Source organism: Rodentibacter rarus (assembly GCF_001998965.1).
GTDB lineage: Bacteria > Pseudomonadota > Gammaproteobacteria > Enterobacterales > Pasteurellaceae > Rodentibacter > Rodentibacter rarus.
Genome location: NZ_MLHJ01000058.1, coordinates 1 through 12,966, shown reverse-complemented (window position 1 = coordinate 12,966; position 12,966 = coordinate 1). Strand labels below are relative to the sequence as shown.

9 protein-coding genes are annotated in these 12,966 nt (G+C 40.3%); 4 read left to right on the top strand and 5 right to left on the bottom strand.

The window, feature by feature from the left end; all coding sequences use genetic code 11:
- Window positions 1-89 precede the first annotated feature (89 nt).
- The 5 genes from murI to gmk all read right to left on the bottom strand — a co-directional run bounded on the left by murI (window position 90) and on the right by gmk (window position 6,183).
- Complete coding sequence (gene murI / locus BKK50_RS06895; protein ID WP_077416626.1) at window positions 90-914, bottom strand: glutamate racemase; 825 nt, start codon at window positions 912-914, stop codon at window positions 90-92.
- 28 nt (window positions 915-942) lie between these two features.
- Window positions 943-3,024, bottom strand: coding sequence for an ATP-dependent DNA helicase RecG (recG, locus tag BKK50_RS06890; protein WP_077416624.1), 2,082 nt, complete (start codon window positions 3,022-3,024; stop codon window positions 943-945).
- A 7-nt stretch (window positions 3,025-3,031) separates the two neighbouring features.
- Window positions 3,032-5,146: a bifunctional GTP diphosphokinase/guanosine-3',5'-bis pyrophosphate 3'-pyrophosphohydrolase gene (gene spoT / locus BKK50_RS06885; RefSeq protein ID WP_077416622.1), complete on the bottom strand. Its 2,115-nt coding sequence runs from the start codon at window positions 5,144-5,146 to the stop codon at window positions 3,032-3,034.
- A 78-nt stretch (window positions 5,147-5,224) separates the two neighbouring features.
- Window positions 5,225-5,491: a DNA-directed RNA polymerase subunit omega gene (gene rpoZ / locus BKK50_RS06880; protein ID WP_077416620.1), complete on the bottom strand. Its 267-nt coding sequence runs from the start codon at window positions 5,489-5,491 to the stop codon at window positions 5,225-5,227.
- Window positions 5,492-5,556: 65 nt separating this feature from the next.
- Entirely contained in the window at window positions 5,557-6,183 is a 627-nt protein-coding gene (gene gmk, locus BKK50_RS06875; protein ID WP_077416618.1) for a guanylate kinase, read from the bottom strand.
- A 252-nt stretch (window positions 6,184-6,435) separates the two neighbouring features.
- On the opposite strand from gmk, the gene gap reads away from it, so the two are divergent.
- The 4 genes from gap (at window position 6,436) to fbpC (ending at window position 12,917) form a co-directional block, all read left to right on the top strand.
- The gene (gene gap, locus BKK50_RS06870; protein ID WP_077416616.1) at window positions 6,436-7,455 is read left to right on the top strand and encodes a type I glyceraldehyde-3-phosphate dehydrogenase; all 1,020 of its coding nucleotides are present in this window, start codon (window positions 6,436-6,438) and stop codon (window positions 7,453-7,455) included.
- Between the two features lie 194 nt (window positions 7,456-7,649).
- Window positions 7,650-9,452, top strand: a complete 1,803-nt coding sequence (locus tag BKK50_RS06865; protein WP_077416614.1) for an AMP-dependent synthetase/ligase — start codon at window positions 7,650-7,652, stop codon at window positions 9,450-9,452.
- A gap of 306 nt (window positions 9,453-9,758) precedes the next feature.
- Window positions 9,759-11,810: an ABC transporter permease gene (locus BKK50_RS06860; RefSeq protein WP_077416613.1), complete on the top strand. Its 2,052-nt coding sequence runs from the start codon at window positions 9,759-9,761 to the stop codon at window positions 11,808-11,810.
- A 60-nt stretch (window positions 11,811-11,870) separates the two neighbouring features.
- Entirely contained in the window at window positions 11,871-12,917 is a 1,047-nt protein-coding gene (gene fbpC, locus BKK50_RS06855) for a ferric ABC transporter ATP-binding protein (RefSeq protein ID WP_077416611.1), read from the top strand.
- Window positions 12,918-12,966 lie beyond the last annotated feature (49 nt).

Here is a 12,966-nt window from a genome sequence, read left to right as displayed (position 1 = left end):
GTGTGCGGTGCATTATAGGCATTTTTTTATGCCACGCAAGTGGTTTTTGTAAATTTTTTTAAACTTTTTTCACTTTGATGAAACTTTCATCAAATAGGCGTTTTTTTAGCTATATCTATAACATTTAACCTATCAAATCCCCACAAAGGTAATATTTGTTTGAATTGTAATTCTTCTGGAAAATGTTTTGTGCAAAACATTTGATTTGATTTTTCACTTTTGTTTCTGATTTTTACCCCACTAAGTAAAGATTGAATCCGTTTTGCAATGGCTGGGCCCGGATCCATAAAATATTTGACTTGAGGTAAACATAATTTGATTTCATCTTTTATTAAAGGAAAATGGGTGCATCCTAGAATTAAAGTATCCAAATCCGGCATATTCGCCCAAGGCGATAATTCGTCTTTTAGTGCGATCAAGTCCACTGAATGCCCACGGATTTTTTGTTCGGCAATTTCAACCAATTTCGTTGAACCTAAGCGCTCCACTTGGTGATGTTGCGCAAATTTATGGATGAGCTCATCTACATAGTGGCGTTTTACTGTACCTTTTGTTGCCAATAACCCAATATGTTGTGTCTTTGAAATCTCGGCTGCCGGTTTTATTGCGGGAACTGTACCAATAATAGGAATAGAAAAATTTTCCCGTAAAATGGGCAAAACCACCGTACTCGCTGTATTACATGCAATAACAATCGCCTCTAAAGAATGTTGCGCATCAATTAATCGACAAGCTGATAATGTGCGTTGAATAATACTTTCTTCCGAACGTTCCGAATAGGGAAAACCACCATTATCAAAACAATAGAGATAATGCCAATTTGGTAATAATTTTTTCGTTTCACGATATACGCTAAATCCACCTAATCCCGAGTCAAAAAAAAGGATTGTCGGGCGTTCTTTTTCTCTCTCCATAAAAACTCTTTCTATATTGACCGCACTTTTATGCATTAGAATAGATTTCTTTGTTATTCAACCAACGCTTAATCAAACAATCTGCCACGTCCGGGTATTTTTGGATAAGCTGTTTGGCATAGTGTTGCACGGTTGGGATCATTTTGCGATCCCGCATTAAATTCGCCACTTTAAATGCCGCAATGCCCGTTTGTTTTGTTCCTAGTACTTCGCCCGGTCCTCTGATTTCCAAGTCTTTTTCAGAAATGACAAAACCATCTTGACTATCACGCAATACCTGTAAACGTTTTTGTGAGATTTTTCCCAAAGGTGGCTTATACATTAAAACACAAAAAGAGGCAGTACTTCCCCGGCCTACCCGTCCTCGTAATTGATGCAGTTGGGATAGACCTAATCGTTCAGCATTTTCAATAATCATCAAACTGGCATTCGGCACATCCACCCCCACTTCAATCACAGTGGTCGCCACCAGCAGATCTAACTGAGCCTGCTTAAACTGCAGCATCACCTCTTGTTTTTCCTGTGGCTTCATTCGCCCGTGTACCAGCCCAATTTTTAACATAGGCAAGGCTTTGGTTAAATCTTCCCAAATGGCTTCGGCAGCTTGCGCTTCCAGAACTTCAGATTCATCAATTAAAGTACATACCCAATAGGCTTGACGTTTTTCTTGAACACAAGCTTTTTTTACTCGTTCAACAATTTCATCCCGTCGTTCTTCTGAAATCACGACCGTTTTAATTGGTGTTCGTCCCGGCGGTAATTCATCAATAATTGAAGTATCTAAATCGGCATAGACTGTCATCGCCAGTGTCCTTGGAATTGGGGTGGCAGTCATGATTAATTGGTGCGGGTAAAATCCTGCTTTTTCCCCTTTTTCCCGTAACATTAGCCGTTGATGCACCCCAAAACGGTGCTGTTCATCAATGATAATGAGGGCAAGATCAGCAAATTCGACTTCCTCTTGAAAAAGGGCATGCGTACCAACCACCATTTGGGCCGATCTATTTTTTATTTTTTCAAGCACTGCCTGACGGGCTTTACCTTTTACTTTCCCCGCCAACCAAGCTACCTCAATGCCAAAAGGTTCAAGCCATTGACGGAAATTATTGGCATGTTGCTCCGCTAAAATTTCTGTCGGTGCCATTAACGCCACTTGCTTACTATTATCAATTGCCAGTAAAGCGGCAAGTGCAGCGACTAATGTTTTCCCTGAACCCACATCACCTTGAACCAAACGCATCATTGGATAGTTTTTTCCCAAATCTTGCGTAATCTCTTCCACTACTCGTTTTTGTGCCCTTGTCGGTTGAAAAGGCAGAGAGGCTAAAAAACGCTGTGTTAAATCCGTTTGTTCTTGTAAAGGCAAGGCCAAAAACTGCTGTGTACCTAACCGCACTTTTTGCATAGCTAAATTATGCGCAAGCAATTCCTCAAAAATTAAACGCTGTTGTGCCGGGTGCTTACCTTGTTCAAGCATTTCTAGGGAAATATCCGGTGGAGGGCGATGCAATAAATAAAGTGCTTCTTTCAAACTAAATGGGTGAGGGTTAAATTCCTGAGGTAAGATTTCTGCAATCTGTACTTTATCTAATAATGCTAAAGCCTGATCGGTGAGTTTTCGTAATGAATTTTGCTTTAAGCCCTCAGTGGTAGAATAAATAGGTGTCAGTGTTTCTTCTAATACAAGTGGCGAATTGTCTCGCAAAATCTGATATTCCGGATGATGAATTTCCGGCATATAGCGACCCCGTTTTACTTCACCAAAGGCTTTGACACGCACACCCGTTTGAAAACTATTTCTCATGCCGGCATTAAAATTGAAAAAGCGCAACATCACTTTTGATGTGCCATCAGATAAACTGACGGATAAAATCGGACGGCGACCAAAGGTCACTTCAGCAGATTGTACTATGCCTTCAATGGTGAAATACTGCTCTGGGCGAAGATGAGCGATGGGGGTAATACGTGTGCGATCTTCATAACGAATGGGTAAATGAAAAAGTAAATCTTGTAAATCATTAATACCAATTTTGCTCAGTTTGGCAGAAATACCTGCCCCAACACCGGAAAGTGTTGTAAGAGGAATCGCATCAAGCAACGACAGGCTCATAGTTCATTTATTGGGCATTAATATTTCGTTTTACACTCACCACACCGGTGATCCCTTTAATGCGGTGTAAAACATTTTCAAGGTGTTTTAAATCTTTTACACTAACTTGCAAAATCACAAGGAGAAGCGAGCTTTCTAATTCTTCCGTCCAAATATTTTGAATCCCACCTTCACTTGCGGTGATCGCCATCATCAAACTCGGTAATGCACTTTGCTCATTTAAAATTTCAACTTGCAATTCTGCATCAAAATTGATCGCACTTTGTCCTTCTTCCCATTTGGCTTGAGCTAACTGACGAGCGTTTTTGAGGTTAGCACACTGACAATGATGGATCACTAATCCATTATTTGGGGTGCTGCATCCAATAATCGGATCGCCAGGAATAGGATGACAACATTGTGCAAATTGTGTGTTTGCCATTAATGCCGGTGAAATCATTAATGTATTATTGTGATTTTGTGAATTACCATCCACATCAATCTCAATTTGTTCCCCCATTAGTTGATGTACAATCACCGGAGCAAGCAAATTGCCTAAACCAATTTCACGCAATAATTCATCAAGAGAAGAAAGTTTTAGCTCTTCCAGAGCCGATTGAATTTGCTGTGGAGAAAGTGCCTCCAAAGAATGAGGCTGCAACGCTGAGTTTAATTCGGTTTTACCGAGTTTTATTGCATCGATGGCACAACGCTGTTTTAAATAATGTCGAATGCGGGTTTTTGCACGAGCTGTCACTACAAAGTTAAGCCAACTTGCCTCCGGGTGAGCATTTGGTTCGGTGATGATATGAACGGTTTGACCGGACTCTAAAGCTTTAAAAAGTGGGTAAGGTTTATGTTCAACCGTTACACCGACACAAGTATTCCCGATATCAGAATGCACAGCGTAAGCAAAATCGACTGCCGTTGCCCCTTTCGGCAATTCGACAATGCGACCTTTCGGTGTGAATACAAAAATCTCTTTCGGGAAAAATTCTGATTTAACATTTTCTATAAACTCAAAAGAATTTCCAACACTCTGCTGAATTTCCACCAAATTTTGCAACCAACGTTGTGCACGAACCTGGGCGGTTGTACTATCATTTTTACCGTTTTCTTTCCCACCCCAATACGCTGTGACACCCATTTCTGCCACTTTTTCCATATCTTCCGTCTGGATATGCGCTTCGACTGGCACACCATGAGGCCCAATCATTGAGGTTTGCAATGATTGATAGCCGTTCGCTTTGGGTACGGCAATATAGTCTTTCACACGTCCTGGACGAGGTTTATAGAGATTATGAATTTGCCCTAATGAACGATAGCAATCATCCACCGTTTTAACGATAATGCGGAAGGCATAAATATCCATAATGGAATGAAATTCCTGATCTTTCGCTCGCATTTTTTGGTAGATCTTATAAAGGTGTTTTTCACGCCCCCATACTCGAGCAAAAATCCCTGCATTTTCCAACCGCACTTTAATTTCATTAGAAATACACTCAATGAGATCCTGACGGTTATTACGCGCCACTTCTACCAATTTTTTCAACACATCATAACGGTGCGGATACATCGCTTTGAAAGATAAATCTTCCAATTCATTTTTGATATGCTCGATGCCTAAACGATGGGCAAGTGGGCAATAGATTTCCAGTGTTTCTTTTGCAATACGGCGACGTTTATCGGGGCGAAGTGCACCCAATGTCCGCATATTATGAGTTCGGTCAGCCAGTTTGATTAACACCACACGGATATCACGAGTCATCGCCAAAATCATTTTACGGAAATTTTCCACTTGCGCTTCTTGGCGGGTTCGGAATTTGAGCTTATCAAGTTTAGAAACGCCATCGACAATTTCAGCAACACTCGAGCCAAATTCAGCACTCAACTGAGCTTCCGTATAAGGGGTGTCTTCGATCACATCGTGTAATAATGCTGCCATCACTGCTTCGTGATCAAGATGCATTTGAGCGAGAATAGAAGCCACAGCCACCGGGTGAGTGATATAAGGTTCGCCACTTGAGCGGAACTGCCCTTCGTGTGCATCTCTTGCAATCACAAATGCACGTTTGACTAATTCAATTTTATCTGCGGGTAAATACCCTTGAATGATTTGATTTAAATCTGCAAACAGTTCCAAAGGACACCTAACTTGTTCGGGTTGAATGAATGGATTGAGATAAAAGTGCGGTAAAAACCACCGCACTTTTTACGATAACTATTCCGTAATTAATGCAACAGCGGCTTCTTCGGCATGTTGAATTGCTGCGATATCTTGATGTTCCTGGGCATCCATAATATCGTTAGAAATCAGACCTTTTTCAATTTCACGTAACGCAATAACCGTTGGTTTATCATTATCTTCCGGTACTAATGGGTCACGTTGATGTAACTGCAATTGTCTTGCTCGACGTGAAGCGGTTAAAATTAAATCAAAACGGTTGCCAATTTTTTCTACTGCATCTTGCACTGTAACACGCGCCATATTTTCTACTCCGGTTCATTTTAAAATAGGGGATATAAAGGGGAAACATCATACTAAATATCATATTATTTATCCAGCAATTGATGAATTAAGTCTGCGTTTTCTATTTTTTGATAAGCTTTCGTCAAACGCTCCGCCTGTAAAATACTTTGTAAATCCGCTAATGCTTGGTCAAAATTATCATTAACGATGACATAATCATATTCATCGTAGTGCGAAATTTCATTCTTTGCTTTTTCCATGCGTTCCGCAATTACCACTTCACTATCCTGCCCTCGCCCCACTAAACGGCGCTCCAATTCCGGCAATGAAGGGGGAAGAATAAAAATACTTTTGACATTTGCTACTTTTTGACGAATTTGCTGTGCACCTTGCCAATCAATATCCAAAAAAACATCGATACCTTTTGCAAGGTTTTCCTCAATTGCGAGTAATGACGTCCCATAATAATTGCCGCCAAACACCGTGGCATATTCCAAAAAAAGGTCTTGCTCAATGAGTGATTCAAATTCTGCTTTCGACACAAAATAATAATGCACACCGTGAATTTCTCCGGGGCGTGGCTCACGAGTCGTATGAGAAATCGAAACCATTTTAGGCGTGGAAGAATCTCGCTCCAACAAAGCCGAGATGAGAGAAGATTTGCCCGCACCACTTGGAGCAGAAAGAATATACAGATTACCTTGTGACATAGCATCAACCTTTCTTGGAAATTTCTGGCTATTATGCCGATTCTTTTGAAAAAAATCATTAAAGTGCGGTTATTTTTTTCCAAAATTTTTATAGATTGAAAAAAGTAACTTTGACCTAGATCACAAAAACAAATCACCATTTCTAGTTTTATCAAAATGCTCGTGCTATAATCCGCCCGATGTTTTTGGGAGTCGACTCTTGTTTCCAAAACATAACGGTTTGTTTAACTTAACTAAAAAGGTGAAAATCTTATGGCTATTAAAATTGGTATTAATGGTTTCGGCCGTATCGGTCGTATTGTATTCCGTGCGGCACAACAGCGTGATGACATTGAAGTAGTTGGTATCAACGACTTAATTGATGTCGAATACATGGCTTATATGTTGAAATATGATTCAACTCACGGTCGTTTTGATGGCACGGTTGAAGTTAAAGACGGTAACTTAGTGGTAAACGGTAAAGCCATTCGTGTTACCTCTGAACGTGACCCGGCAAATCTAAACTGGGGTGCAATCGGTGTGGATATCGCTGTTGAGGCAACCGGTTTATTCTTAACGGATGAAACCGCTCGTAAACACATCACTGCCGGTGCGAAAAAAGTGGTATTAACCGGTCCATCTAAAGATGCGACACCAATGTTTGTTCGTGGCGTAAACTTCAATGCCTACGCTGGTCAAGATATTGTTTCTAACGCTTCTTGTACAACAAACTGTTTAGCACCTTTAGCACGTGTTATCCACGAAACTTTTGGTATCAAAGACGGTTTAATGACAACCGTTCACGCTACTACAGCAACACAAAAAACCGTTGATGGACCATCTGCTAAAGACTGGCGTGGTGGTCGTGGTGCAGCACAAAATATCATCCCATCATCAACCGGTGCGGCGAAAGCAGTGGGTAAAGTATTACCGGCATTAAACGGTAAATTAACCGGTATGGCTTTCCGTGTTCCAACACCAAACGTTTCTGTTGTTGACTTAACAGTAAACCTTGAAAAAGCAGCAACCTACGAGCAAATCAAACAAGCAATCAAAGATGCGGCTGAAGGGAAAACCTTCAATGGCGAATTAAAAGATGTATTAGGTTACACCGAAGATGCCGTTGTTTCTACTGACTTCAACGGTTGTGCATTAACTTCTGTATTTGATGCTGATGCAGGTATCGCATTGACCGATACTTTCGTGAAACTTGTATCTTGGTACGATAACGAAACCGGTTATTCTAACAAAGTATTAGACTTAGTAGCACACGTTTACAACTACAAAGCCTAGTCAAAACAATGGAAAAACCAACCGCTCTTCGGAGCGGTTTTTTATTCCCGACAAGATTGTGATCCACTTCACAAAGTGTACAAAAGTTCACTTAAAACAATCAAAAAACATAAGATTTATCTGGCTTTTAATTTCATTTAACCTTATATTAGCGAACAATTGTTAGCTCAATTAATATCAACATTAAGGTTAATATGAATCTCGATCTTCATTTTATTCATCGTATTCAACAACAAGCAAAAACAAAGGGAAATCAAACCGCACTTCGCCATAAAGAAAATGGAATTTGGAAGGATATTTCTTGGACAGAATTTCAATATCAATTAAACCAACTTTCTCAAGCATTACTCGCTTGCAACATCCAAATTCAAGATAAAATTGCGATTTTCGCTCAAAATATGCCTCGTTGGACCATCACTGACATCGCAACATTACAAATTCGTGCAATTACTGTACCGATTTATGCTACCAACACTGCACAGCAAGCTGAATTTGTGCTCAATCATGCAGACGTTAAAATTCTCTTCGTTGGCGATCAAGAACAGTATGATCACGCCTTAGAAATTGCCCCTCATTGTCCTCAATTGCAAAAAATTGTGGCAATGAAACCCACTATTTCGCTCAAACAAGATGCATTCTCTTATACTTGGGAACAATTTATTGAATTGGGTTCACCAACACAACAAGCAGAGTTAACTCAACGCCTACATAATAAAAAAATGGAGGATTTATTTACCATCATCTACACCTCTGGCACAACAGGTGAACCGAAAGGCGTGATGTTAGATTATTCAAATCTCGCTCATCAATTAGAAACCCACGATCTAGCACTTGATGTGACACCTCAAGACATTTCCCTCTCTTTCCTACCTTTTTCTCATATTTTTGAACGGGCATGGGTAGCTTATATTCTCCACCGTGGTGCCACACTTTGCTATTTGGAAGATACCAACCAAGTGCGGTCGGTTTTAAGCGAGATTCGCCCAACCCTGATGTGCGCCGTCCCCCGTTTTTATGAAAAAATTTATGCTGCTGTACTGGATAAAGTCCAAAAAGCACCAAAACTCCGCCAACTCCTTTTCCATTGGGCGATAGCCATAGGACAAAAACGCTTTGAACGGTTCACACAAAATAAACCTCTCTCTTTTTGGTTAACACAGCAATATCATCTCGCCGATAAGCTTGTGTTGTCCAAACTTCGTCAATTACTCGGTGGTAGAATAAAAATGATGCCTTGTGGCGGTGCCAAATTAGAACCGGCTATCGGGTTATTTTTCCATAGCATTGGCATCAATATTAAACTCGGTTATGGCCTGACAGAAACTACCGCCACTATTTCGTGCTGGCACGATGTCCAATTTAACCCAAATTCTATCGGCACCTTAATGCCTAAATCGGAAGTCAAAATTGGTGAAAATAACGAAATTCTCGTGCGTGGCGGTATGGTGATGAAGGGATATTACAAAAAACCTGAAGAAACCGCTCAAGCCTTCACAGAAGACGGTTTCTTAAAAACCGGTGATGCCGGTAAATTGGATTCGAAAGGCAATCTTTTTATTACCGATCGCATTAAAGAATTAATGAAAACTTCTAATGGTAAATACATTGCACCACAATATATTGAAAGCAAAATCGGCAAAGATAAATTTATTGAACAAATCGCTATTATTGCTGATGCGAAAAAATATGTTTCGGCCCTTATTGTGCCTTGTTTTGACAGTTTGGAAGAATATGCAAGACAGTTGAATATTAAATATCAAGATCGTCTTGATTTGATTAAGAACTCTGAAATTTTAAAAATGTTTGAGCAACGAATTAATGCAGTGCAAAAAGAATTAGCTCACTTTGAACAAGTGAAAAAATTCACTCTGCTCTCTCAAGCTTTTAGTATCAAATTAGGGGAAATCACCCCGACCTTGAAGCTAAAACGAAAGGTGATTATGGAACGTTATCGTAGTCAAATTGAAGCAATGTACAAACAACATAATGAAACCTAAGCTTCAATATGGGATAGCTTTAATTGGCAAATTTTGCGTAATAATGCTCGTTGAGCAAATGAAATTGGCTGATGAATTAATAGCTTTTACATTTTTCATCCGTCTCATCGGTGAACATTTTCGTCTCTAATTTTGTTGAAATCCTTACTTTTGTTCATTTGCTCTACAATACTGAAAAATTACCCATTTTTTTGACCGCACTTTGATTTTGTTTATCGTACATATTATAAATACAGGTATAAATTAGTGGCGTGGGTATCTCGTTTATACTATAAGAAAACGCCAAATAGCTTTTCGGAGGTATAAATGAAAAAGCAGGCGCTTTTTAGCAGCAATGGGTTTTGGATTGCCATTGCTGTTATTGGATTTATTTGTTTGCCTTCTACGGCACTTTATTATGGGCTTGCAGAAGCCACCTCGGAAGAAGTGTTGGAGGCGATGGGGTGGGCGACCCCTAATGTAAGTTGGCTTTGGTTTGGGGCATTATTGTTGGTTCCGCTGGCTTCTCGTTTTTCCAACCAAACTGCATACCGACAAGGGTTAACTGAATTTCTACTGATTTGTGCGATTTTTGCGTTTATTTTTATCTCTGCGACAATCGCAAAAATCAGTTTGGGTTATTCGATTTTTGTTTTGGTGATCGCGTTGATTGCCATGGCAACGAATGCCTTAGCAAAAATGAAAATAATGCAAGGCGATAAATTTATTATTGCCTCGCTTATCAGCATTGTGTTGATGATTTTCTTTTTTATTGTTTATCCGACATTCGCTATTTTTATTTCTATGTTTTATGACGGTTCAGAATTTGTGCCAACACAGTTCTTAACCATCATTAAACAGCCTTATATTGTTCGCATTATTTTTAATTCATTAAGTGTGGCCGCCACTATTGGTGTTTTAGCCACGCTATTTGGGTTGATTTTTGCGCTTTATACAACGCGTATTGCCAAACGAACGGCGTTTATCGGCAAAATTTTCTCCATTTTACCCATTGTCACGCCACCCTTTGTGGTGGGATTAGGGGTTACGCTCATGCTTGGGCGTTCAGGCTATGTGACCCAATTTTTGGTGGAATATCTTGGTTTTAATAATAACTGGTTATACGGTTTCACCGGAATTGTTATTGCTCACACGCTTGCTTTGACCCCAATGTCTTTTATGATCTTAGAAGGTGCGCTTAAATCCGTTCACCCCTCTATTGAAGAAGCCTCATACACCTTGCGGGCGAACCGTTATCAAACGTTCTTTAATATTATTTTTCCATTGTTAAAACCCGCATTAGGTAATTCATTCCTAGTTGTTGCCATTCAATCCCTCGCGGATTTTAGTACGCCATTGGTACTGGGGGGCAGTTTTGATGTGATTTCCTCGCAAATTTATTTCTTTATTGCCGGATCACAGCTTGATTATGCTTCTGCTAGTACCTTGGGAAGCCTATTATTGATTTTCTCACTCTCTATTTTTGTAATCCAATATCTTTGGATTGGTAACCGTTCTTATGTGACAGTTTCGGGAAAATCCTACTGTGGTGATGTACAGGATTTGCCTCATTTAATGAAATATGCGGTGATGTTGATTTTAGGCGTTTGGGTGCTTTTCAATGTGGTGCTTTACGGCAGTATTTTCTATGGCAGTTTTACCGCCAACTGGGGCGTGGATTACACATTAACCCTAAAACATTACCAAACATTATTTGGTCAAGGCTTCAACGATGGAGCATGGCCATCGCTTATCCAAACCGTATTATTTTCTGCCGCTGCCGCACCGATTACGGCGCTCTTTGGTTTACTCATCGCATATATTACGGTACGCCGTGATTTCAAAGGCAAGAAAACCTTAGAATTTTTAACCTTACTTTGCTTTGCCGTACCCGGCACGGTTGCAGGGGTGTCTTATATTCTTGCTTTTAATAATGCCCCTATTTACCTCACCGGAACAGGGTTAATCATCATTCTTTCCATGGTGATGCGGAATATGCCGGTGGGTATGCGGGCGGCTATTGCCGGTTTAGGGCAATTAGATAAATCCCTTGATGAAGCCTCACTTTCACTGAAAGGCAGTTCTTTCAAAACCATTGTGTTTATTGTGTTGCCGTTGCTTAAACCGGCATTGCTGTCGGCATTGGTTACCAGTTTTGTACGCTCCATGACAACGGTCAGTGCGATAGTTTTCCTCGTTACGGCCGACACCCGTGTTGCCACTTCCTATATTTTAAACCGTGTGGAAGATGGGGAATATGGTGTGGCGATTGCCTACGGCTCTATTTTAATTGTCGTCATGATGGCAATTATTCTCTTCTTCGATTGGATCGTGGGAGAAACCCGCATTAGTCGCTCAAAAGCGAAAAAAATGAATTAAGTCCCGCTGAAATCCATAAAAGTTCGGTATAAAAATGAAAAGTTTTAAAAGGTAGTGAAGATGAACAATGATTTTTTAGTATTGAAAAATATCACCAAAGCATTTGGTAAAGCGGTGGTTATCGATAATTTAGATTTAACCATCAAACGAGGCACAATGGTCACCTTGCTTGGCCCCTCAGGTTGTGGAAAAACCACTGTCTTACGTTTGGTTGCCGGACTGGAAACCCCCACTTCCGGTCAAATTTTTATTGATGGTGAAGATGTGACGAAATCTTCCATCCAAAATCGGGATATTTGTATTGTATTTCAGTCCTATGCACTGTTTCCTCATATGTCTATTGGCGATAACGTGGGCTACGGCTTGAAAATGCAGGGGGTAGGGAAAGAAGAACACCGCCAACGTGTAAAAGAAGCCTTAGAGTTGGTGGATTTAAGTGGATTTGAAGACCGCTATGTGGATCAAATTTCCGGCGGACAACAGCAACGTGTGGCCTTAGCACGAGCCTTAGTGTTAAAACCTAAAGTCTTATTATTTGATGAACCTTTAAGTAACCTGGATGCGAACCTGCGCCGTTCTATGCGTGAAAAAATTCGTGAATTGCAACAACGCTTAGGCATTACTTCTTTATATGTTACCCATGATCAAACAGAAGCTTTCGCTGTATCGGATGAAGTGATTGTGATGCATAAAGGTAAAATTATGCAAAAAGCCCCGGCAAAAGAACTTTATCGTCGTCCAAATTCCTTATTTTTAGCGAACTTTATGGGGGAATCCAGTATTTTCGAGGGGATATTACAAAAAGACCGAGTGGAAATTAATGGTTATCAAATGACCCTTTCTCACAGTGAACAATTCGGCTTGCCGGATGGCGAATGTTTAGTGGGCATCCGCCCAGAGGCTATTTATCTGTCGCCGGAAGGTATTGATGCACAACGTTGCGAAATAAAAAGTGCAGTCTATATGGGCAACCACTGGGAAGTGGTAGCAAGCTGGCAGGGTAAAGATCTCCTCGTGAATTGCAAACCGGAAGATTTTAATGCCGATCTCAAACAAGCCTACGTTAACCTCTCAGAACAAGGCATTTTCCTCTTGAAGAAAGAATAGAACGTTATGTTAAAAAGTGCGGTTAAAAAATGCGGTATTATGCAGCAGT

Coding starts and splice junctions, on each gene's coding strand:
- murI (WP_077416626.1), bottom strand. CDS start 914: ATGGAGAGAGAAAAAGAACGCCCGACAATCCTTTTTTTTGACTCGGGA.
- recG (WP_077416624.1), bottom strand. CDS start 3,024: ATGAGCCTGTCGTTGCTTGATGCGATTCCTCTTACAACACTTTCCGGT.
- rpoZ (WP_077416620.1), bottom strand. CDS start 5,491: ATGGCGCGTGTTACAGTGCAAGATGCAGTAGAAAAAATTGGCAACCGT.
- gmk (WP_077416618.1), bottom strand. CDS start 6,183: ATGTCACAAGGTAATCTGTATATTCTTTCTGCTCCAAGTGGTGCGGGC.
- gap (WP_077416616.1), top strand. CDS start 6,436: ATGGCTATTAAAATTGGTATTAATGGTTTCGGCCGTATCGGTCGTATT.
- BKK50_RS06865 (WP_077416614.1), top strand. CDS start 7,650: ATGAATCTCGATCTTCATTTTATTCATCGTATTCAACAACAAGCAAAA.
- BKK50_RS06860 (WP_077416613.1), top strand. CDS start 9,759: ATGAAAAAGCAGGCGCTTTTTAGCAGCAATGGGTTTTGGATTGCCATT.
- fbpC (WP_077416611.1), top strand. CDS start 11,871: ATGAACAATGATTTTTTAGTATTGAAAAATATCACCAAAGCATTTGGT.